The organism is Micromonospora sp. NPDC049044 (assembly GCF_040649215.1).
GTDB lineage: Bacteria > Actinomycetota > Actinomycetes > Mycobacteriales > Micromonosporaceae > Micromonospora.
In genome coordinates, this window is the sequence record NZ_JBEZFA010000013.1 from 1 (window position 1) to 21,822 (window position 21,822).

Below are 21,822 nucleotides of genomic sequence, written 5' to 3' on the forward strand. Positions count from 1 at the left end.
ATTGACCGCATTGTCGGTGATCGAAAACTTCGCACCCATCCGAAGCCCCTCCCGTGAACTCGACCCACAGTCACTCGAACATAGACACCCAACGACATTCACGTGCTACCCGAGTCGCATATCTCGCACAATCTGCGCGACCAGGCCAAGAACGATCTCCTGCGTACCGCTCGCGAAATCAGCCCAGTGCAGCGCATCGGTGGTCCGCAGGGCCGGGTCGAACGGCAGGACGAAAGTGGGGAGATCGCCGAGCGACGGCCCGGACGCGGCAGCGCCCGGCTGCGGGTCCTTGTCGACAAGCACCTGGACGCCGACCCGGTCGAGCGGCTCGCGCAGCAGCGGGGCGATCCAGGACCGGCAGCCGACAAGCGACCGGAGACCGCGCTCGTCGTTCGGGGCCACGAGCACCACCCGATCGGCTCGGGTCAGCACCGCCGGCACGACCGGATCATCGGTGAGCGGCGGGGTGTCGACGACCCGCACGGGGAACCAGCGGCTGAGGGTGGCCGAGACCGTGCCGTACTCGGCTGCCGTGACCGGTGGCTCGGCGTCGCCCGGGGGGCCCGCCAGCAGCATCGCCCGCTCGGCCAGGGCGAGACGCTCCCGCAGCCACCGCTGGCCCACAGCCGGCCGCCGACCGGCGGTGGCGCCGCGCAGGCCGAGACCGGAAAGCACCACCGCGGTGGACCCACCGGCCCGGACCGCCAGCCGGGCGTGCAGGCCGCCGCCGTGCCCGGTGTCCATGGCGAGCACCTTGGTGCCCTGGTGGCGGGCCAGCACCGAGGTCACCAGTGCGGCCACTGTCGAGCGGCCGGTGCCCGAGCCCGGCCCGACCACGGCGATCACGCCCGGCCGCAGCCGGGCGGAGAGGGTTTCCTCGCGCTCCCGCTCGGCCCGCAGCCGTGCGGTGATGCGGGGGTCGAGGGCTCGCACCATCGTCCGGCCGATCTGTCGGTACTCGGTCATCGGGGTCCCCCGTATAGACGTTAGTTGTTAGCCTTGACGAGCGATGACGGGGAGGCGGGATGACGTACGTTCAGTATCCTTACGCGACGCTGGTGAGCCTAGGTGGAAACTTGACCACCCTCGCTGATCAATTGGAGACGGACCATCGCGGGGTGGTCGACTGCGCCGGTCTGACCGATGATCATGCTGACATCCAGAGCGCGATATCCGATTTTCGCGACGAGTGGAAGACCAGCCTGCTCGAGTTGATGAACAACATCGGCGAGTGGGGTGGGCTCTCCACCGCGATCGGCAAGATGGTCTCCGACTTCGACACCCAGACCGCCGCCGCGCTGCGTCCCACCGAATCGTAGGGGTGCCCGCGTGAGCGACCTCTCCATGCTCGATCCGCTGCCCGCCCACGACCTGAAGCTCAACCCGCATGCCCCGCACCCGGACTTCCCGTGGTTCATCGGGGTCCCCTCAGACTGGGTGCTGCTCGACACCAATCCGGAGTCCTGGCAGCGCAGCGCCGCCCGGATGGTCGATGATCGCTTCTTCGGGCAGCGGTTACGCGCCGCCGAGCGCCGGGAGGTCCTCCAGTTCGTCGAGCAGCTCGTCGCCGACTGTCAACGCGCTGGCGCGTCGCTGAGCCTGGTGCAGCTCGGTCGGATGTCCACAGGTGCGGTCGGCAGCGCCGGACTGCACCTGGGTTGGTTCAACTCGGCCCCCCAGCCGGCCGGCCTGGCCCTGGTCCGGCAGACGTTGCCGCGCACCGGCACGGCCGAGGAGGTCGAGACGCCGGCCGGGCCGGGGGTGTTGCATCGCGACGTCGCGTCCACGGTGCCGCCGGGCGGCCTGACCCGGGTCCGTTCGACAGTGTTGCAGCTGTTCCTGCCGCTACCCGGCACCACCTGGACGGCAGTGCTCAGCGCCGCAACACCGCACCCCGAGATGGAGCAGGTGCTCAACGACGTGATCGTGGCGGTGGCCCAGAGCATCAGGCCGGCTGACCCCGATGACGTGGCGGCGGCCAACGAGGCCAGGCGCGACGAAGAGGCCCAGCGCGACGTCGAGGCCGGAAACGACGACGAGGCCAGGAGTGACGACGCCGGGCGCGACGATGACTGACGACCGGGTTGGGCGCGGTCGTGGCTGACGGGCGGGACCGAGTCGTGGTCGAGGCGCACGCCCTGCGTACCGCGACCGCCAAGGCAGCGCTCCTGCACGGGTCCCGGCGCGGCCCACGTGACCTGCGCCGTCCCTACGCGACGGTGATCGCGAGCCTGGTCGTCGGTGCCCTGTTGCTGATCGCGGTCTGGGCGATCACGAGCATCGGCGGTCTGCTCGCTCAACAGCGCCAGAAAAGGGGCCTGGCCCCGACCAGCGCCACGGAACAGGTGTCGGACGCTTCGCGTCCCCTCCTGCTGCGATCGGCGCGGCCGGCGAGCTGGTCGGGGCCGACCACGGCGACCACACCGCGTTGATCGGCTGATCAGGGGATGCGGTCGGCGCTCGGCTCAGCCGGCCGCCCAGTCGAAGCCACCGAAGACCGCGATCACCAGCGGCGCGAGGCTGACCACCGCGAGCACCTCGGCCAGGTCGAAGATTTGTCGCAACCGGGCCGCACCCACGTCGTCCAACCGGGGACGGCCCGCCCAGAGCACGGCACCCGCCACCACCAGCACACCGACCACCGCCAACCAGGCCCGCACCGCCTCGTCGGCGTCGGCGAGCCGGACGGCACCGAGCACCGCCACGGTGGCCGCCGTCACCGGCGGCACGAGCATGGGCAGCACCTGACCAAAGCGGGTGAAGACCCGCGACCGCAGCGCGAACACCAGCCCCAGCACCGCACCGAGCAGCACGCCGACCCCGGCCGGGCCGGTCAGCAGCACCACGCAGGCGGCGGTGGCGGCCAGCGCGACGCCGACCACGGCACCGGACAGCACGCTCTGCCCACGGCGGACCGCCGCCGCGACCAGGTGCCGACCGACCCACTGGCTCTCCTCCTGCCGGCGCAGCAGATCGACGAGGCGGGCCGAGCCGAGCGCGAGTTGTGGCGCCAGCCCCACCGCGAAGACAACCACGACGGACCCGACGGCGGCGGCCTGCTGCGGATCGAGCCCGGCGGCGAGCAGCGCGGTGCCGAGCCCGCCGAGCACCGTCACCGCGAGCCCGCCAGCGGCGACGCCGTACCATCGCTCCCCCGCCAGCACGAACAGGGCGGCACCGAGACCGGCACCGAGGGCACCGGCGGTGAACCAGGCCGGCTCGGGCCAGTCGGCCGCCCGGGCCACCGCGACGCCGGCGACCAGCCAGGCCGGCACGGCGGAGGCGATCAGGAGTGTGCCGCCGGGCCCGCCGAGCATCCGGCCGGCGAGCACCGCCAGCGCGGCCACCACGAACAGCATGGCCGGCGCCGCGGCCACCGGCACCGGCATGGTGGTGAGCGCGTACGTGAGGGTCAGCACCGCGACACCGGCAAGTGCCGCGCTGCCGGTCACCCGGGCGGCGTCGCGCCATTCGCTGCCGTCGCCGTCCAACGTGGACTGGACCTCGTCCACCACGTCGTCGACGAACGGTGGCAGGGGTGCCTGCTCGGGCGGGGTCAGGTAGAGCGTCTCGGCGTCGATGATGCCCGCCTCGTCCAGGGAGCGGCGGGGGTCCAGACCACCGGCGGCCACCGTGGACAGTCGCCAGCGCCCGGCGGCTTCGGGCGCGAGCGAGAGCAGCTCGCACACCTGCGGCACGAATTCCAGCACCGGGCGGGCTGCGGGCAGGCTGATGTCGAGGCTGCGTCCGCCAGCCACCACTGTCACTCGGGTGAATCGGGTTGCCATGACCCTCCGTCCCCGCACGGTCGGCTCACTGTGTGGACCGGTACTACTCTAGGCAGTCGAAGCACTACCGGTAACCCGGCGAAGGCACCGATCGGTTCGGCCCGGAAGGGGTCGCGATGACGCAGCGGGTGATTCACCGACCGGCCCGGGTCCCACCACCGGAGCCGGAGTCGACAGCGCTCGACGTGGTCTCGCCACCGGCGGTGCCGGACGGCGGCGGTGGGTTCGCGGGCGTCATGCAGGTCTTCCTCCCGATCATGGGCGGGGCCGGCATGTTGCTCATGATGATGGCCAACCAGAACCCGATCATGATGATCGCCGGGCTCGGCATGCTGGTCGCCACTGTGTTCGGGGGGATCGCCGCGTACGTCACCCAGCGCACCGGAGCGGCCCGTCGCTTCGCCAGACAACGGCAGCGGTACCTGGAGTACATCGACCGGATCCGCGACCAGATCCGGGCGGACGCGGTCACCCAGCGGGCCACTGCCCAGCACCGGCACCCCGCTCCGGAGGTGCTGCCGGACCTGCTCCGTGACCCGCACCGACGGTGGGAGCGACGGCTGGCCGACCCGGATTTCCTGGTGTTACGGGTCGGGCACGGACAGGATCGGCTGTGGCGTCGGGTCACTCTGCAGGCCGACGAGAACAATCCGATGGTCGATCTGGACCCGGTCACCCTGGCCGCCGCCCGGCTGGTCGTCGACCGGGACCGACTGCTCGACGGCATGCCGGTCGCGGTGCCGGTCACCGGTGTGGTGTCGGTGGTCGGCAGCCCGGCCGCCACCCGCAATCTGGTACGGGTGCTGGTGGCGCAGCTCGCCACCCTGCACGCCCCGGACGACGTACGCCTCGCGTGGCTGCTCGGCGGCACCGCCGGGCCGGAGTTCGACTGGCTGAAGTGGCTGCCGCACTGCCTGCACCCCAGCGAGTACGACGGCCCGGCCCCGCAGCGACTGGTGGCCGCCGAGCCGACTGCGCTGGCGTCGCTGCTCACCGCGGAGCTGTCCCGGCGCGTCGGTGAGGTCAACCGGGCCCGGCGACTTGGCGATCCGCAGCACCGGTTCCGGGGCAGTCGGCTGGTGGTCGTGGTCGACCAGATCTCCGCCGGCCGGGCCGACCCGCTCGGTCACCTCGAAGCCGGCCTCGCCCCCGACGACCTGGGCATGGCGGTGGTGGTGCTCGTCGACGACCAGCAGCACGAGCCGTCCCAGGTCGACGTCCGGGTGCTCTGCGAGGGCGACCAGGTCACCGTGCAGGATCTGCGCAAGGTCACCGATACCCGGGCGCAGGCGATCCTGGCCGAGCGCGAGCGGTTGCGCGGCGCACCCGCCGGGACGGTCGACCAGCTCGACCTGGCCGAGATGGAGCTGCTGGCCCGACGGGTCTCGCCGCTGCGGTTGGTGGCCGACACGGTGGACGACGCCCCGTTGGAGGCGACAGTCGACCTGCGGGGCCTGCTCGGCATCGTGGACGAGGCGAGCTACGACGTGCGTTCACTGTGGGCGCCCCGGATGCTCCCGGACTTCCTCACTGTGCCGTTCGGGGTGGGCCCGGACGGCAACCCGGTGCACCTGGACATCAAGGAGTCCGCGTTGGGCGGCATGGGGCCGCACGGGCTCTGCGTCGGCGCGACCGGCTCCGGCAAGTCCGAGGTCCTGCGGACGCTGGTGCTCACCCTGGCGATGACCCATCCGCCCGAGCGGCTCAGCCTGGTGCTCGTCGACTACAAGGGTGGCGCGACCTTCGCCGGGTTGGAACACCTGCCGCACACCTCGGCGATGATCTCGAACCTGTCCGACGACGCCGGCCTGGTGGACCGGCTGCACGACGCGATCCAGGGCGAGATGAAGCGCCGCCAGCAGATCCTGCTCGACGCCGGGCAACTGGCGAACATCACCGAGTACAACAGGCGGCGGGACGCCGGCCGGCCGCTGCCGCCACTGCCCAACCTGATGGTGATCATCGACGAGTTCAGCGAGCTGCTGACCGCCAAACCGGACTTCATCGAGCTGTTCATCGCCATCGGCCGGATCGGCCGATCGATAGGCATCCACCAGATGCTCGCCTCGCAGCGGCTGGAGGAGGGTCGACTGCGCGGGTTGGAGTCGTTCCTGTCGTACCGGCTGGGCTTGCGCACCTTCAACGAGCAGGAGAGCCGCACCGTGCTGGGGGTGCCCGACGCGTACCGGCTGCCGCCGCTGCCCGGATCGGGCTACCTGAAGGTCGATACCACTGTCTTCGAGCGGTTCAAGGCCGCGTACGTGTCCGGCACGTACCGGCCGCCGGCCGGCGAGGAGGTGGTGGACGCCGCACCCGACCCGACGGTCTTCCTGATGTACAACGTGGCCCGGCACCTGCCGAAGCCGTTGACGACCGAGGAGTCAGCGGCGGCCGACGAGAGCGTCTCGGCGCCGAGCACCCTGGACGTCGTGGTGGACCGGTTGCGCGAACACGGGCGGCAGGCGCACCGGATCTGGCTGCCGCCACTACCTGCCGCGCTGCCGCTGGACTCCGTCGTCGGCCCGCTGGAGATCGACCCGGCGTACGGCCTGGTGGCCCCGGTGGAGCGGCGCGGGCGGCTGCGGATTCCGCTCGGCCTGCTCGATCGACCCACCGAGCAGAAACAGGAACCGTTCGTGCTCGACATCTCCGGTGCGGGTGGGCACGTCTGTGTGCTCGGCGCGCCGCAGACCGGCAAGTCGACGTTGCTGCGCAGCCTGGTGTCCGGTGCCGCGCTGACCCACACGCCGCAGGACATCGCGTTCTACTGCGTCGATGTCGGTGGCGGCGCGCTCAACGCGCTGGCCGGGTTGCCGCACGTCGGTGGGGTGGCCGGTCGGCTGGACCCGGACCGGATCCGCCGGACGGTGACCGAGGTCAGCATGTTGATGACCGAGCGGGAGGAGCTGTTCGCCGCCCACGGCATCGACTCGATCGACACGATGCGGCGGATGCACCGGGAGGGTCGACTGCCCGAGTTGGCCGCCGCCGACGTCGTGCTGGTGATCGACAACTATCCGGTGCTGAAGACAGAGTTCGAGGATCTGGCCGATCTCGTCCAGGACATCGGCTCGCGGGGGCTCGGCTACGCCGTACACCTGGTGTTGACCGCCGGTCGATGGTCGGACCTGCGGATGCAGCTCCAGGCGGTGATCGGCTCGAAGATCGAGTTCCGGTTGAACGACCCGCTGGACTCGACCATCAAGCGGCAGGCCGCCGAGAACCTGCGCGCCGACACCCCGGGCCGTTGCCTGACCCAGGACGCGCTGACCGCGCACATCGCGCTGCCCCGCATCGATGGCAGCGACGACGTGACCACCCTGCCGAAGGGGCTCGACGATCTGGTGTCCCGGGTGGCCACGGCCTGGACCGGCCCGTCGGCGCCCGCCATCCGGATGCTACCCACCATGATCGGGTACGGGGAGGTGGCCAACGGGCTCCCCGCCGACCGGCGGGTCCGGCTCGGGCTCGACGAGGCCGAGCTGCGACCCACCATGCTCGACCTGTTCGGCACCGACCCGCACCTGCTCGTCTTCGGCGACTCGGCAAGCGGCAAGACGTCGCTGCTCCGCCTGCTGGTCCGGGACCTGAGCGCGCAGTTCACCGACGACGAGTTGGTCTTCGCGGTCATCGACCTGCGGCGCACCATGCTGGACGCGGTGCCCGAGGCCTATCTCGGCGCGTACGCCGGCACCGCCAAGGCCGCCCAGGGCCTGGTGCAGAATCTCGCCTCGGTACTCCACGACCGGCTACCACCCGACACTCTCACCGTCGATCAGCTACGCAGCCGGTCGTGGTGGACGGGGCCGGAGATCGTGGTGCTCTGCGACGACTACGACCTGCTGCCCACTGGCGGCGCCGGCCCGTTGGGGCCGTTCCTGGAGTTCCTGCCGCAGTCGAAGGACCTCGGCTTCCACCTGGTGCTGACGCGGCGCAGCGGCGGCGCCGGCCGGGCCATTCACGAGCCGGTGCCGCAGCGGATGAAGGAGGTCGGCTGCGCCGGGTTGCTGCTCTCCGGCGAGCGGCAGGAGGGCCAGCTCTGGCCGCAGGCCCACCTCTCCGTCCAACCCCCCGGCCGGGGGCGGCTGGTGCGTCGTGGCCGTCGCACCACGCTCGTGCAGTTGGCCTACGTCGAGTAGGCCGACGCCCCGCCCGGGCCGGAACCCGGGCGGGAGCGGATCACCGCAGGTGAAACCGGTCGTCGACCGCGAGGGCCGCCAACTGCGGCACGGAGAAGGGCAACCTGGCCAACGCCGCCCGGGTCTCGTCGAGCTGCGCGCCCTGCGCCACGTAGACCACCACGCCGTCGGGGTGCCGGTACGCCGACCACTGGTCGAGCCGGTCGTCGTTGCCCGGTCGCACCACCACGCCGACCTGCGCCGCTCCGACGGTCTCGACCTGACATTCGCCCTGCATGCCCCAGAAGTTGCGGGCCAGAGCGCACGGCTCGGTCGGCAACCGGGTGCCGGCGTCGTGCACCTCGACGATCACCCGCCCGGTGCCGTTGCCCTGGGCCACGGCGACCGAGGAGAGGTAACTCCACCTGTCGACGCCGTCGACCTTCTCCTCGAACTGCGCCTGGTGGGTCCGCAACACCCGCTCGTCAGCCGGCAGGTCAGCCGGATCCTCCGGCGCGGTGAAGCCGGCAGGTACCACTGCGACGACCTCGTTGAGCAGGTGGACCCCCTTGTCGTACTTGGAGCCGGCCCGCGCGGTCCGGTCCTCCTGCGGTTGACCGTCCGGCCCGGTCGGCCACGGCTGCTTGGTGTCTGTCGAAGAACCCGGGGCCGGGAACCCGCCGCCCGCCGGCTGGTAGAGAGGGCCCTCCGGGCTGCCGACGGCCGCGAAGCCGGCTACCGCCAACACCACCGCCGCCGATCCGAGCGACGCCCACACCGCACGGCGGCGCCTGTGTGCCCGACGCGCCGCGCTGAGCGTGGCTTCCGTATCCGGCGGTGGAGGCGGGGTGGTGCTCGCCATCTCGCTGCGCAACGCGTCGCGCAACTCTTCTCCGTTCATCGTTCCCCCATCTCGATCCCGCTGTAGGTGGGTGCCAGGAGGCCGCGCAGCGTGTCGAGCCCGCGAGCCGCCTGGCTCTTCACCGTCCCCGCAGAGCAATCCAGCAGCGCCGCGACGTCCTCGACCGACTGGTCCTCCCAGTAGCGGAGGACCAGCACGGCCCGCTGACGCGGCGCGACGCGGGCCAGCGCCTGGAGCAGCACCAGCCGGCTCTCCGGCGAGTCGGCGACAGCCGCCGGCTCGGCCTCCTCGCTCCCCACCCGCTCGCGCCGCCACCAACCGCGACGCCGCTCGTCGAGGAACGTCCGGATCAGGATCTGCCGGACGTAGCTGTCGAGCACCTCGTGCCGCGAGATCCGGTGCCAGACCCGGTAGAGCTTGACAAAAGTGGTCTGCACCAGGTCTTCCGCCCGATGCCAGTCGCCACACAGCAGGTACGCGGTGGAGCGCATGGCAGCGGACCGTGCCGCGAAGTACTCGGCGAACGCCTTGTCGCGGTCGCTCATTCAGGCCTCCGATCCCCGTGTCGAGATAGTCACGCGGGGTCCGACCGGATGGGTTGCTTTGGAAGTCGGACACTTTTCTCGGTGGGATAAACGCGCCGGGAGGACGCCAGGCGCGCCGGGAAGTCGCTGGACGCGCCACCTCACCTTGACAGGTGTCGATCTATGCACTGGTGTAAGGACCAGGCACATCGATGTCCGTCAGGAGGGCACATGATCGTCCGACGACGGTGGACAGCTGCCGCCACCACAGCGATCCTGTTCAGCGCAGTGTTGTCCCACCCCTCTCCGGGAACCGCGGCACCCGCGGATCCCGCACCACAGATCACCCTGAGCGCCACCGAGACCGCACTGGTCCGGGTGCAGCTCCGCGACCAGGCACAGCTCGACCGGCTCGTCGCCACCGGTGCTGACCTGGCCAACCGGCCCCGGGCGCGGGACGGACGGATCATCGCCGACCTCGTGCTCAGCGGCACGCAGCTCGCCGAGCTGACCGCCCAGGGCGCGAAGGCCGTACAGGTCGTGCAGCGCGCCGGGGACGGCAGCCGCCACCATGCCGAGAGCGTGCGCGCCGCGCAGGCCCGCACCGCCGCCGGACTGCGCGCTCCGGCCGCCGGCCAGCGGACCACCGCCGCCGCGGCAGTGGACACCCTCCAGGTGCAGCAGGCGTACTGGTGGACCACGAACGGTCAGACGTTCCTCCAGGCCCAGGTGGCCACCACCGCCACCGACGACCCGGACGTGGAGATCACCGTCAGTTGGCGAACGGCGGACGGCGCCACCGGGTCGTTCCCGCTGTACCGGTTCGAGGACTCCGGCGAGTACCAGTACCACTACAACCTGCCCCAGCCGGTGCCGAGCCGGCCGGTTCAGTTGACCGCCACCTCCAGCCTCGGCGGGGTCAGCCGCGTGATCACGCCGACGCTCTGGCCGAACGCGACCCCACCGCCCCTGCCGACCGGTTACCAGAAGGACTTCATCGACGCGTACCTCACGCCGACCGACATCCAGGCGCGGATCAAGCGACTGGCCCGCCAGTACCGGGATCTGGTGGACGTGATCGACCTGCCGAACAAGACCCAGGGGTACCGGCGCAACGCCGTCGCGTACCTGGGTGATCCGGCGGCTGCGGCCGTGGTGGTCGAGTCGGTCCGCTTCGGCGACCAGGGCATGAACGGGGTGCAGGTGCGGACTGTCGACCCGGGTCGGCGGAACCGACAGTTGACCGTCGGTTACCGCGATCGCGTGCTGACCGTGTCGCTTGCCACCGACACCGCCGGCAAGACGGTGAGCACCACCGACGAGGTCGCCGCGGCGATCAACGCCCGCCAGCCGAACCGGTTCCGGGCCACCGTCGAGGACGGCTCGACCGGGCTGCCCATGCCGGTCGCCGGTCCGGCCCGGCTCGACGACGGACTGCAGGGCACCGAGGTGCCGAAGCGGCCGTGGACGGTGCAGGCGCTGCGCCTCGGCGTGCACCGGGACGGCTCCCGGGTCGGCGTGCTCGCGTACTCCCAGGAACACGCCCGGGAGTGGGCCACGCCGCTGGTGACGCTGGAGTTCGCCGAGCGGATGCTGGCGAACTCCCGGACCGACCCGGCTACCCGCGAGCTGCTGGAACAGGTCGACATCTTCGTCATCCCGACGGTCAACCCGGATGGCGCGAACTACTCGTTCAACGACTTCAACATGCAGCGCAAGAACCTCGTCAACCACTGCACCGGCGCGACCCGCGACCCGAAGTACCGCACCTCGTGGGGTGTGGACGTCAACCGCAACTACACAGTCGGGTCGTACTTCGACGGGTACGTGGGCGCCAGCGCCAACTGCCTCTCCGGCACCTACGCGGGCACCGCCGAGCTGTCCGAGGCGGAGAGCAGCAACGTGATCGCGCTCGCCCAGGCTCACCCGAACATCAGGTTCGCGATGAACGTGCACTCCTACGGTGGGTACTTCATGTGGCCGCCGGGGGCGTACCGGGCCGATGGCCGGATCACCCTGCCGCGACCGTCGATCGACGAGTCGACGCTGTTCCTCAACAGTGCCCGGCGGATCGTCGGCGCCATCGCGCAGGAACGCGGGACCGTCACCTGGCCGTCGCAGACCGGCCCGGTCGCCGACGTGCTGTACTCCGCCGCCGGCAACTCGGCGGACCAGCTCTACTACGAGCTGGGCATCTTCGCCTGGGACTTCGAGGTCGGCAACGACCTGTGGAACCCGGCGACCGGCGAGTGGGAGGGCGTCGGCTTCCAGCCGCCGTTCGACGAGGCGCACAGCGAGTCCCAGGAGTACGCGGGCGGGCTTGTGGAACTGGTCCGGGTGGCCCGCGACCACGCGGCGGCCCAGCCCGCCCCCTGATCCTCTCGGCGGTGTCGTGTCCGCGCCGGGGCACGACACCGCTCCGGGAGCCATCGGAGCAGCCGGCGACATTTCGCCAGTTTCCGCCCAGTGACCCGTGGGTACGGCCTAGTGCATGGACACGAACACGACAGCCCACCTCATTGGCGGCCCCTACGACGGCAGCACCCACGACACCGGCGGCGAGGCCCTCGTCGAGGTGGAGAACGACGGCATGATGCACCGCTACATCAAGACGACCAAGCAGCACGACGACGGCCAGCCGCTCTACAACTACGACGGGATGGTGGCCCCCGACGGCGGCGAGCCTGGCGTCGAGGATCCGGCCGCCCGGGTCGTCTCGCCCCGCGCCGACGCCGAGGGGCACGGCGGCAGCCACTGACGCCACCGCCGGGATCGAAGGACCCCGAACGAGGTGACAGCCGGATCGGCCGGACACGGATGAACCGTGGCCGGCCGGGTAAGCAGCAGCCTTGCCTGGTGGGGAGACGACCGGTGTCGCGGCGTGCCGCGAACGGGCGTACGGGCGGGCGGCGAGCCGACCCGCCCGTACGCGCCCCGCGATCAGTTCGAGGAGATCCAGTTCCAGGCCGACACGACCCAGTCGGTCTGCTGGAGCCACGCCACGCCCAGGCCGACGAGGAACACCGCGGTCGCCAGGTGAGCGCCTCGGGCGCTGCGCCGCACCCGTCCGAGCTGCCGCTCCCACACCACCCGGCCGACCAGTCGGGACAGGGCGAACAGCCCGATCGCCACCAGCAGGCTGAGCACCAGCACCAGCAGCGGGCCACTCAGGTCGCCCTGGCCGGAGAGCGCCCAGATCCCCCAGCAGACGAACGCGAACATCCCAGCCGCCGAACTCCACTCACCGCCGCGCCGCAGCTGCGCCATCCGCCAGCTCAGCGGCCGGCGCGGGGTGGGCTCACCGGGCCAGCCGGTGCCGGTCGGCTCCTGCTCGACCACCGGGAACGGCTCGGTCCGCGGGCTGCGCGGCTGACCCACCGGAGCAACGCCCCGGCGAAACCCGTCACGCTGCGGCGGCACCCCGACGCCGGCCTGCGGTGGCACCTCCACGGTCCGCTCCGCCCACGGCTGCGTCTGGTCTGCCATCTCGTCCTCCCCCTGACCGACGGCATCACCGCCGCCTGAATCCGAGCGTAACCAGCCGACAAACAGGTCGCCGAACCCGCCCGGGACGCGGACCGGCACGACAGTGCCGAATCGTCCGCCGGGCGGGGTACGGTCGGCTGATGGGTGACCCCGACCGACGACGGCGACGGCTACGCCACCATTCCGACAGTGAGGCGGCCGGTCGGAGCGCCGACAGCCCGACGGCCAGCACCGCCGGCGTGCACGACGGCGACGACCCGCCCCCGCGCCGGCGGAACTTCGGCGGTGACGAGCGCGACGGCGAGCGGGGCCTGCGCGGGTTGGTCGGTTCCGGGTCGTCCCAGGTGGGGCTCAGCGCCGCGCTACGGGCCCGGGACGCGGCCCGGCCCACCGACGACGACCTCGCCGAGGCGGAGGCCCGGGTGGTGGTCGTCCGACGCAACTGGGTGCCCCGCGAGGAGTTGCCCCGCTCGCCGCGCTGACCCGTCAGGGCAGGTCGGGCAGCTGCCGGGTCTTCTCGTAGTCGGCCACCTGGGCGATCCGACGGGCATGCCGCTCGTTTCCGGAGAACGGCGTGTTCAGGAATGCCTCGACGATGCCTGTGGCGTCGTCCAAGGTGTGCTGGCGGGCACCGATCGCTACCACGTTCGCGTCGTTGTGCTGGCGGGCCAGCTGAGCGGTCTCCACGCTCCAGGCCAGCGCGGCGCGGACCCCGGCGACCTTGTTCGCGGCGATCTGCTCACCGTTGCCGGACCCACCGATGACCACACCGAGGCCCGTCTCGTCGGCCACCACCTGGTCGCCGGTGTGCAGGCAGAACGTCGGGTAGTCGTCGTCCGGGTCGTAGCTGTGCGGGCCGACGTCGACCACGTCGTACCCCTGTTTGGCCAGGTGGTTGGCCAGGTGCACCTTCAACTCGAAACCGGCGTGATCGGATCCCAGGTAGACGCGCATACCGCGCAGTCTGTCAGGCCGCGCTCTCCGACGCCGCACGGGCGGCGTCGGAGAGCCGGGTTCGTCACACGGTCGGGTGTGGGACCGCTCAGCGCGGCAGCTCAGCGACGACCAGACCGCCGCGCGCCTTCGGGGTGAACCAGGTGCTCTTGCGGGGCATCTTCTCGCGGGCCAGGTTCACCGCGACGAAGTCCGCCACTGTCACCGGCGCGATCAGGATCGCCAACTCGGCCCGTCCGGCGTCGACCTCACCGGTGAGCCAGCTCGCCGGGTAGTCACCGCCGACGTAGGTGATCCGCTTGTCGCCCGGGTCCAGGCCGAGGGCGTCGCGCAGCAGCAGCCGCTCGACCAGGGCGTGGTCCAGGTTCTCCAGGTCACCGGCGGCCGTGGCCGGCAGGCGCACCGCGTACCCCTGGTCGCCGAGGCGGAGGTGCACGGTGCCGCCGGCCGCCGGCACCTCGACCGGGCCGTCGATCGGCGTGACCTCGGCGCCCGCCGCGCGCAGCCGGTCGAGCAGCTCGGCCGGGGTGGTGGTCAGCTCACTGACAAGGCGGTTGTAGGGCTGGATGGCCACCGACGCGGGCGTGGTGACCACGGCCAGGAAGCGCGGCAGCCCGCCGGTCTGTGCGGCCAGGCTGCGATGGTTGCCGTCGGCGACCACCAGCTCCCCACCGCTGGCGAGAGCGGTGAGCGTCGCCTGCTCCGGGCCGGGACCGAGCAACCAGATGGCATGGGTGCGGCCCGCCTGGTCGGTGTCCGTCGCGACGGGCGCACCGGCCGTCTCGGTCGCCGCCGCGAGCGCGGCGTGCAGCTCGTCGCCGCGCCCGGTCTGCAACAGGAGTACGGGTGAGAGCAGGTGGCCCAGCGCGTCGGCCAACGCCACCCGCTCGCGCACCTTGGCGATGAAGACGTCCTCGTTGCGGATGACAAGGCCCGGCTCGTCGGCCCGGGTGGAGATCTGGTCGGTGTCCACCATCGCGAACAGCCCGTACGCCGACTCCTCGCCGGGCGCGCTGATCCGGTAGAGCACCACCACCTGCTCGGCGGGGGTGTAGCTGCCGTCGGCCTTCGCCTCGGCGAGGCGGGCCACCGCGTCGGGCAGCGCGTCGAGGAACGACTTGCCCAGGCTCTGCGGGGCGCGATGCGGCATCTCGATGCCGAGAGCACTGTGCGGGTTCGCCTCGATGATCGCGGTGATCTCCGCGTCGTCGGCGAACTCGTCGTAGTTTTGCGCGCCGGTGCCACCAGTGGTGACCCACGCCCGGGAGATCGGATGCACGACGGTCATACCCACTGACGCTACCGGCGGCGGTGTCGCCGCCGACGGGGACCCGCGTGGGGTCCACCAGATGAAAGGGGCCGAGCCGGTCAGCTGGCGCGGTCGGAGGTGCCCCGGCGGTGCCTGCCCGCCGCCGCCGGTCCGGCGTTCACCCGTCGACCGGTCCCGATCGGCCCGGTGTTCACGGCCCGGCGGGGCGACGCGGGCGGCCCCGGCACCGGACGCTCGGGAGGCGGCGACGGGACGGGTCGCGGGCTCAACGGCGGTGTCGGCACCGGTCGCGGCGCGGCGGGGGCCGGCGGGGGCGGCGCGGGTTCGGCCGGCGCGGCAGCGGCGAGCGGTGCCGCCGGCTCGGCCGGGGTCAGCAGGGAGGTCACCGGGACCCGGGCCACCCCGACCACGATGGGCGGGGCGAGCAGATCCACCACGTGGGCGGGAAGGTCGGGACGGACCGCCGGCCAGCGGGAGTCGTCGACCGACCAGTAGGCCGCGCCGGGAGTCTCGATCACCCCCGGCCGGGTCAGTTGATCGTCACCGGACGCACGGTGCTTGGCCATCGGGAATGCCTCCACGAACTGCGGCGTGCGGCCCTGCGGGCCGCTGCGGCGGACATGCAGGCCAACGACCCGGCAGTCGACCGGTGACGGGGGCAGGCACGGCGGACCCACGACACGCCGAGCGCGCACGGCGCGGTGCCGCCCGGCACTGGCCGGGCGGCCCGCCGTGTCTCAGTCGAAGATCGGATCCTGCTCGCGGGTGCGCTTGAGCTCGTAGAAGCCCGGGGTGCCGGCGACCAGCAGGACGCCGTCCCAGAGGCGACCGGCGGCCTCCCCCTTCGGGGCCGGGGTGATCACCGGGCCGAAGAACGCGACAGGGCTGCCGTCCGGGCCGGGCGCGTGGACGACCGGAGTGCCGACGTCCTGCCCGACCGGGCGCATGCCGGCCTCGTGGCTGGCCCGCAGCGCCTCGTCGTAGTCGGTGCTCTCGGCGGCAGCCGCCAGCGCCGGGTCCAGGCCGGCGTCGGTGAGCGCGGCGACGTAGAGCTCCTCGTTGCGCTCCTGCTTGCCGAGGTGGATCCGGGTGCCGAGCGCTGTGTAGAGCGGACGCAGGGCGTCGTTGCCGTACCGTTGCTCGGCGGCGATGCAGACCCGCACCGGGCCCCAGGCGGTACGGAGGAACGACTTGTAGTCCTCGGGCAGCTCGTCCCGGCCGTCGTTGAGCACGGCGAGGCTCATCACGTGGAAACGGATGTCCACGGCGCGGACCTGCTCGACCTCAAGCAGCCAGCGGGACGTGATCCAGGCCCACGGGCAGGCCGGGTCGAACCACATGTCGGCGGTGACACGATCGGTCACGGTGGGGTCCCTTCGCGCGGTTGGCGTCGCAAGCCCGACGCCTTTCGAGAATCTTCACCCCGCAGCGCGTCGATCGGCACCCGAATGAGAGCGTGACCTCAGCCACCGCAGGCTGCCCGTACGTGGAAGACTCGAATCGGGCTGACCGCCACGAGCGGATGGCGAACGGGCGCCGCCGGGCGTACGGCGAGATGTGGGATGGAGACAAACAGTGCCGGGAGTGCGCAACCTGACGCAGGTCGAGGCGACCGAGCGGGCCCGCCTGCTCAACGTGACGGGGTATGACATCAGTCTGGACCTGTCAAGCGCCGTGCTGGCGGCCGAGGGCCGCACGTTCCGGTCGACGACCGAGGTCCGGTTCCGCTGCAGCGAGCCCGGCGCGAGCACGTTCATCGAGTTGGCCGCCGAGTCGGTGCGGTCCGCGACGCTCAACGGCACGCCTGTCGACCTTGCCGACTGGTCCGCCGAGAAGGGCCTGGTCCTGTCCGCGTTGGCGAGCGACAACACCCTTGTCGTCGACGCCGACTTCGGTTACTCCACGAGCGGGCAGGGCCTGCACCGGACGGTCGACCCGGTGGACGGCGAGACGTACCTCTACAGCCAGTTCGAGACGGCCGACGCGCAGCGGGTGTTCGCCTGTTTCGACCAGCCCGACCTGAAGAGCGTCTACACCTGGCACGCCACAGTTCCGGCGCACTGGCGGGCGGTGTCCAACATGCCAGTGCAGCGGGAGGAGCCCGCGGGTGAGGGGCTCAAGACGCTGCACTTCACCGAGTCGCCCCGGATGAGCACCTACATCACGGCGATGTGCGCCGGGCCGTACCACGAGGTGCGCGACAGCCACGACGGCATCGACCTGGGGGTGTTCTGCCGGGCCTCGATGGCGCGGTATCTGGACTCCGACGACCTGTTCCTGATCACCAAGCAGGGCTTCGACTTCTTCCACGAGAAGTTCGGCGTGCGCTACCCGCTGCCGAAGTACGACCAGCTGTGGGTGCCCGACTTCAACGCCGGCGCGATGGAGAACTTCGGCTGCGTGACGCACGCCGAGTCGCACTACCTGTACCGCTCGCAGGTCACCGACTACGAGTACGAGCAGCGGGCCAACACGATCCTGCACGAGCTGGCCCACATGTGGTTCGGCGACCTGGTCACCATGCGTTGGTGGAACGACCTGTGGCTGAACGAGTCGTTCGCCGAGTGGGCCAGCCACTGGTGCAACACCAACGCCACCCGGTTCACCGAGGCGTGGACGACGTTCCTGTCCATCCGGAAGAACTGGGGCTACCGGCAGGACCAGCTCTCCTCCACCCACCCGGTCTACACCGAGATGCCGGACATGGAGGCCGTCGAGGTCAACTTCGACGGCATCACGTACGCCAAGGGTGCGAGCGTGCTCAAGCAGCTCGTCGCGTACGTGGGTGAGGAGCCGTTCATCGCCGGGCTGCGGGCGTACTTCGGCAAGCACGCCTGGGGCAACGCCACCTTCGACGACCTGCTGACCGAGTTGGAGGCGGCCTCGGGCCGGGAGTTGCGCAAGTTCGCCGCGCAGTGGCTGGAGACCGCGCAGGTCAACACGTTGCGTCCGGAGGTGACGATCGGCGCGGACGGCACGTACGAACAGGTGGCGGTCCTCCAGGAGGCGCCGACGGCGTACCCGACGCTGCGCACGCACCGCATCGGCGTGGGCCTGTACGACCTGACCGACGGCCGGCTGGTGCGCCGTGAGCGGCACGAGGTGGACGTGACCGGCGACCGGACGGAGCTCGCCGAGCTGCGCGGCGTCCGGGCCGCCGACGTGCTGCTGCTCAACGACGACGACCTGAGCTACACCAAGCTGCGCCTCGACGACCGGTCGATGGCCACAGTGGTGCAGCACATCGGCGGCTTCGAGTCGTCGCTGGCGCGGGCGCTCTGCTGGACGGCGGCCTGGGACATGATCCGTGACGCCGAGCTGTCGGCCCGCGACTACGTGGCGCTGGCGCTGGCCGGGCTGCCCGCAGAGACCGACATCAACCTGGTCACCGCGACCCTGCGCCAGGCCACCACCGCGCTGACCCTCTACGCCGATCCGGCCTGGGCGCCGACCGGCTGGGCCGACCTGGCCCGCACCGCCCGGGACGCGCTTGCCGCCGCCGAGCCGGGCAGCGGCTTCCAGCTCGCCTGGGCCCGGGCGTTCACCTCGGCCGCCCGCTCCGACGAGGACCTGGCCACGCTACGCGGCTGGCTGGACGGCACCGGCGCGCCGGAAGGGCTGACCGTGGACACCGAGCTGCGCTGGACGGTGCTCGGCGCGCTTGTCGCCAACGGCGCGGCCGGCGCGCCCGAGATCGAGGCGGAGCTGGCCGGCGACCGTACGGCCAGCGGCGAGCGGGAGGCCGCGTACGCGCACGCGCTGGTGCCGACGGCGGAGAACAAGGCGGCCGTGTGGGCGCTGCTGACCGGCCCGGACGCGCTGCCGAACTGGCGGAACCGGGCGCTGTTGCAGGGCCTGGCCCACCCGACGCAGGTGGACCTGATCGCGCCCTACCGGGAGCGTTACTTCGCGGCGATCGGCCAGGTGTGGGCCAGCCGGGACAGCGAGCCGGCGCAGGAGTTCGCCCAGCTCGCGTACCCGGTCTACCTGGTGGACGACGAGACGGTGGCCGCCACCGACGTGTGGCTGGCCGAGGACGGCCACCCGGGTCCGCTGCGTCGCCTGGTCGCCGAGGGCCGCGACGGTGTGGTGCGGGCGCTCAAGGCCCGCGCCAAGGACGCGCAGAGCGCCTGAACAGCGGCGTGACCGGCCCGGGCCGGCGTGGGCGGAGAGCTCACGCCGGCCCGGGCCGTTATGGTTGCGGAAGGAGGTGAACGCGATGGCGCATCCGACCTACCAGTGGCAGCCCCCGGAGCGGGGCTGGCGTGAGCAGCAGCCGTCGACATGACCGGTTCACCAAACCGTCGCTCTACGCCGAGGCAGGCATTCCCGCCTATTGGCGTGTCGAACGTGGCGACTTCGGTCCCGTCGTATACCGCTACGAGCTGGTAAAGGGCGTTCACTACAACCTGCTCGGCACAGTCGGCCCGGACGATCCGGTGCAGATCGACGAGCCGTGGCCGATGCTCCTCGACCCCTCCGTCTGGCCCCGCTGAGACGTCCAGACACACCGAAGCCCGGCCCGCTCTCCAGCGGGCCGGGCTTCGTCGTACGAGGGGCTCAGCCCTTGCCGGCGTGGCTGGCGAGCTGGTCGAGGCCGTTGATGATGCCGCCGGCCAGGTCACCGCCGCTGAACGCGCCGGCCATGGAGAGCGCTGCCAGTTTGGCGTACGTGTCGGGGATGCGCTTGCGCGCGTAACGCCCGGTGACGATCTCCAACTGGCGTTGGTTGGGCGAGACCGCGATCAGCACCGACTTGTCGGGGTCGGCGAGCTGGCGGTGCAGCCGCTGGGCGTGCTCCCGGATCGGCTCGTCGAGACCGCCGACGAAGACCGAGAAGACCAGGCCGGTGCCCCTGTCAGCCAGGCGCAGCGCCTCGTCGATGCGCAGCAGCTGGCGGGTCGAGAAGGGCCCGTCCAGCACCTCGGGCGGATTTTCCGACCCGGCCTGCTTCTCACCAACGGTCACTTGCGCCTCCGGTTCCACCGGCCGGCGCCTCGACGCTGGCCTGCTCAAGCTTGTGGCTGGTCAGCGCGGGCGCCTGCGCCCCCGCCGTCAGCGCGGTGCCAGCCGAGTCGGCCAGCTGCTCCGGGCGGCCCACGAACCAGACCGGAGTGAAGTCGAAGGGCCGGCCCGGCCGGTAGCGCTTGGCGCCACCGCCACCGCCGGTGGCACCCCCACGGCTACCGGCGTACGACAGGCCGGCGATGACCAGCACCGCGGCCAACGGGATGCCGACGAAGACCAGCAACGTCTCGGTAACAGACAATCCCAACGCCCCCAGGCGGAAGAAGGACGACCTCGAACAACCGGGTCGGGTGGACGATCATGATGCTGACCACCCGGCTCCGTCACCATTCACGTTAGCGGAGTCGACGGCCCGCCAGATTGCGGGGTGCCGATCCCATCCGTCACTGGAGTTCTCCAGTTGCGCAGCGGTCGCGATCAGGCGCGCGTCGTCGCCGTACCGGCCGGTGAGCAGCACCCCGACGGGCAGGCCGTCGGTCGTGGCACCCACCGGCAGGGAGACTGAGGGATCGCCTGTCACGTTGAAGATGGCGCAGTACGGCGAGAAGCGGCGTTGCCTGTCGAAATCGGCCGCCGGGTCGCCGTCGGCGGTGAACCAGCCGACGGGCGCCTGCGGAGCCGCCAGGGTGGGACAGAGCAGCAGGTCGCAACCGGCGGTGCTACCGACGCCGAGACGGACCTGTGCCTGCAACTCGCCGAGGGTGGCGGCCAGGGCGCCGGCGGAGATCTCGCCACCCCGGGCTCGCAGCAACCGGGTGAGCGGCAGCAGCTCCACCTCCCGCGGGGGCGGCACCGGGACGAGCGCCAGCACGTACCAGAGGATTTCGAACAGGGGCCACGCCGCCGGCCCGAGTGGCGGTGCCACCTCGACCACCTCGTGGCCGGCCGCGGTGAGCAGCGCGGCGGCCCGGTCCACGGCGGCCACGCAGTCGGGGTGCACCGGCTCGTCGGCGAGCATCGGCGTGGTGAACCTGCCGATCCGCAGCCGGCCGGGCGCGGCGCGGCGGGCGGTGGCCAGGTAGCCGCCCGGCGGCGGGGTTGGCGGCAGGTAGGGCTCGCCGGGGACCGGCACGGCCATGACGTCGAGCAGCGCGGCGACGTCGGTGACGGTGCGCCCGAGCGGGCCGCTGGTGGGCAGGCCGAACGCGCCGGAGCCGAGCGGCCCACCGGAGACCAGGCCACGGCTGGGCTTGTAGCCGACCAGGCCGCAGAGCGATGCCGGGATGCGCAGCGAGCCACCGCCGTCGGACCCCTGGGCAACCGGCACCAGCCCGGCCGCCACCGCCGCCGCCGCGCCGCCGCTGGACCCACCAGCGGTGTACGCCAGTTGCCAGGGATTGCGGGCCGGCGGGGCGACCCGGCCTTCCGAGTAGAGCGAGCAGCCGAACTCGGATGCGGTGGTCTTGCCGAGGCTGACCAGGCCGGCGGCCTTGATGAACCGGACCACGTCGGCGTCGACCGGCGGCACGAAGTCGATGAACGCGGCGGAGCCGAAGGTGGTGCGGACCCCTGCGGTGAGGGTCAGGTCCTTGATCGCGGTCGGCACGCCGTGCAGCGGACCGCGCCGGTCAACGGGGGTGGCGTCGGCGGCGAGGGCGGCCTCTCGGGCGAGGTCCGGGGTGACGGTGACGAACGCGCCCACGGTGTCGCCGAGCGCCGCGACCCGGCGCAGGTGGTGCTCGACCAGCTCGACGCTGGACAGCTCGCCGCGGGCGATGGCGGCGGCCTGCTCCAGCGCCGTCAGGTCGTGCGGCTCGGCCATGCCCTCATCCTGCCCGCTGGGAGCGGCTGT

General features: G+C 71.8%; 21 protein-coding genes. 9 read left to right on the plus strand and 12 right to left on the minus strand.

Going from position 1 to position 21,822, the window contains the following annotated elements:
• Nucleotides 1-105: 105 nt before the first annotated feature.
• On the minus strand, nucleotides 106-966 hold the full coding sequence (locus tag AB0B85_RS13275; protein WP_357406780.1) for a hypothetical protein: 861 nt from the start codon (nucleotides 964-966) through the stop codon (nucleotides 106-108).
• A gap of 59 nt (nucleotides 967-1,025) precedes the next feature.
• On the opposite strand from AB0B85_RS13275, the gene AB0B85_RS13280 reads away from it, so the two are divergent.
• The 3 genes from AB0B85_RS13280 to AB0B85_RS13290 are packed head-to-tail and all read left to right on the plus strand — an operon-like array spanning nucleotide 1,026 to nucleotide 2,432.
• Nucleotides 1,026-1,319, plus strand: a complete 294-nt coding sequence (locus AB0B85_RS13280; RefSeq protein WP_357406782.1) for a hypothetical protein — start codon at nucleotides 1,026-1,028, stop codon at nucleotides 1,317-1,319.
• Between the two features lie 10 nt (nucleotides 1,320-1,329).
• Nucleotides 1,330-2,076, plus strand: a complete 747-nt coding sequence (locus AB0B85_RS13285) for a hypothetical protein (protein WP_357406784.1) — start codon at nucleotides 1,330-1,332, stop codon at nucleotides 2,074-2,076.
• A 20-nt stretch (nucleotides 2,077-2,096) separates the two neighbouring features.
• The gene (locus AB0B85_RS13290; protein ID WP_357406786.1) at nucleotides 2,097-2,432 is read left to right on the plus strand and encodes a hypothetical protein; all 336 of its coding nucleotides are present in this window, start codon (nucleotides 2,097-2,099) and stop codon (nucleotides 2,430-2,432) included.
• 33 nt (nucleotides 2,433-2,465) lie between these two features.
• Here the strand turns inward: AB0B85_RS13290 and eccD are convergent, their stop codons facing one another.
• The gene (gene eccD / locus AB0B85_RS13295) at nucleotides 2,466-3,788 is read right to left on the minus strand and encodes a type VII secretion integral membrane protein EccD (RefSeq protein WP_357406788.1); all 1,323 of its coding nucleotides are present in this window, start codon (nucleotides 3,786-3,788) and stop codon (nucleotides 2,466-2,468) included.
• A 116-nt stretch (nucleotides 3,789-3,904) separates the two neighbouring features.
• Between eccD and eccCa the strand changes: the two genes are divergently transcribed.
• A complete protein-coding gene (gene eccCa, locus AB0B85_RS13300; protein WP_357406790.1) occupies nucleotides 3,905-7,927 on the plus strand; it encodes a type VII secretion protein EccCa in 4,023 nt (1,340 codons plus the stop codon).
• A 40-nt stretch (nucleotides 7,928-7,967) separates the two neighbouring features.
• On the opposite strand, the gene AB0B85_RS13305 is transcribed toward eccCa, so the two are convergent.
• The gene (locus AB0B85_RS13305) at nucleotides 7,968-8,807 is read right to left on the minus strand and encodes a hypothetical protein (protein ID WP_357406792.1); all 840 of its coding nucleotides are present in this window, start codon (nucleotides 8,805-8,807) and stop codon (nucleotides 7,968-7,970) included.
• Complete coding sequence (locus tag AB0B85_RS13310; protein ID WP_357406794.1) at nucleotides 8,804-9,313, minus strand: SigE family RNA polymerase sigma factor; 510 nt, start codon at nucleotides 9,311-9,313, stop codon at nucleotides 8,804-8,806. Before AB0B85_RS13310 ends, AB0B85_RS13305 begins: the two co-directional genes overlap by 4 nt.
• A gap of 210 nt (nucleotides 9,314-9,523) precedes the next feature.
• On the opposite strand from AB0B85_RS13310, the gene AB0B85_RS13315 reads away from it, so the two are divergent.
• Entirely contained in the window at nucleotides 9,524-11,668 is a 2,145-nt protein-coding gene (locus AB0B85_RS13315; protein ID WP_357406796.1) for a M14 family zinc carboxypeptidase, read from the plus strand.
• Between the two features lie 115 nt (nucleotides 11,669-11,783).
• The gene (locus tag AB0B85_RS13320; RefSeq protein ID WP_357406798.1) at nucleotides 11,784-12,050 is read left to right on the plus strand and encodes a hypothetical protein; all 267 of its coding nucleotides are present in this window, start codon (nucleotides 11,784-11,786) and stop codon (nucleotides 12,048-12,050) included.
• Between the two features lie 182 nt (nucleotides 12,051-12,232).
• On the opposite strand, the gene AB0B85_RS13325 is transcribed toward AB0B85_RS13320, so the two are convergent.
• Nucleotides 12,233-12,778, minus strand: coding sequence for a hypothetical protein (locus tag AB0B85_RS13325; protein WP_357406800.1), 546 nt, complete (start codon nucleotides 12,776-12,778; stop codon nucleotides 12,233-12,235).
• A 140-nt stretch (nucleotides 12,779-12,918) separates the two neighbouring features.
• On the opposite strand from AB0B85_RS13325, the gene AB0B85_RS13330 reads away from it, so the two are divergent.
• On the plus strand, nucleotides 12,919-13,260 hold the full coding sequence (locus AB0B85_RS13330; protein ID WP_357406802.1) for a hypothetical protein: 342 nt from the start codon (nucleotides 12,919-12,921) through the stop codon (nucleotides 13,258-13,260).
• A gap of 4 nt (nucleotides 13,261-13,264) precedes the next feature.
• Here the strand turns inward: AB0B85_RS13330 and AB0B85_RS13335 are convergent, their stop codons facing one another.
• From AB0B85_RS13335 to AB0B85_RS13350, 4 genes are all read right to left on the minus strand, one after another.
• Nucleotides 13,265-13,732 (minus strand): ribose-5-phosphate isomerase, encoded by a 468-nt coding sequence (locus AB0B85_RS13335; RefSeq protein WP_357406804.1) that lies wholly within the window; start codon nucleotides 13,730-13,732, stop codon nucleotides 13,265-13,267.
• Between the two features lie 88 nt (nucleotides 13,733-13,820).
• A complete protein-coding gene (locus AB0B85_RS13340) occupies nucleotides 13,821-15,020 on the minus strand; it encodes a DUF1015 family protein (RefSeq protein ID WP_357406806.1) in 1,200 nt (399 codons plus the stop codon).
• A gap of 80 nt (nucleotides 15,021-15,100) precedes the next feature.
• Nucleotides 15,101-15,568 carry a hypothetical protein gene (locus AB0B85_RS13345; RefSeq protein WP_357406808.1) on the minus strand — a complete coding sequence of 156 codons (468 nt, stop codon included), beginning with the start codon at nucleotides 15,566-15,568 and terminating at the stop codon, nucleotides 15,101-15,103.
• Between the two features lie 171 nt (nucleotides 15,569-15,739).
• A complete protein-coding gene (locus tag AB0B85_RS13350; protein WP_357406810.1) occupies nucleotides 15,740-16,366 on the minus strand; it encodes a disulfide bond formation protein DsbA in 627 nt (208 codons plus the stop codon).
• A 220-nt stretch (nucleotides 16,367-16,586) separates the two neighbouring features.
• Between AB0B85_RS13350 and pepN the strand changes: the two genes are divergently transcribed.
• Both pepN and AB0B85_RS13360 read left to right on the plus strand, forming a co-directional pair.
• Nucleotides 16,587-19,136, plus strand: a complete 2,550-nt coding sequence (gene pepN, locus AB0B85_RS13355) for an aminopeptidase N (RefSeq protein ID WP_357406812.1) — start codon at nucleotides 16,587-16,589, stop codon at nucleotides 19,134-19,136.
• A gap of 131 nt (nucleotides 19,137-19,267) precedes the next feature.
• The gene (locus AB0B85_RS13360) at nucleotides 19,268-19,498 is read left to right on the plus strand and encodes a hypothetical protein (RefSeq protein ID WP_357406814.1); all 231 of its coding nucleotides are present in this window, start codon (nucleotides 19,268-19,270) and stop codon (nucleotides 19,496-19,498) included.
• 64 nt (nucleotides 19,499-19,562) lie between these two features.
• Here the strand turns inward: AB0B85_RS13360 and AB0B85_RS13365 are convergent, their stop codons facing one another.
• From AB0B85_RS13365 to AB0B85_RS13375, 3 genes are all read right to left on the minus strand, one after another.
• A complete protein-coding gene (locus AB0B85_RS13365) occupies nucleotides 19,563-19,970 on the minus strand; it encodes a DUF5130 family protein (protein ID WP_357406816.1) in 408 nt (135 codons plus the stop codon).
• Entirely contained in the window at nucleotides 19,957-20,253 is a 297-nt protein-coding gene (locus tag AB0B85_RS13370) for a hypothetical protein (RefSeq protein ID WP_357407091.1), read from the minus strand. The genes AB0B85_RS13365 and AB0B85_RS13370 overlap by 14 nt, the downstream gene beginning before the upstream one ends.
• Nucleotides 20,254-20,328: 75 nt before the next feature.
• Complete coding sequence (locus AB0B85_RS13375) at nucleotides 20,329-21,792, minus strand: amidase (RefSeq protein WP_357406818.1); 1,464 nt, start codon at nucleotides 21,790-21,792, stop codon at nucleotides 20,329-20,331.
• Between the last annotated feature and the right edge of the window lie 30 nt (nucleotides 21,793-21,822).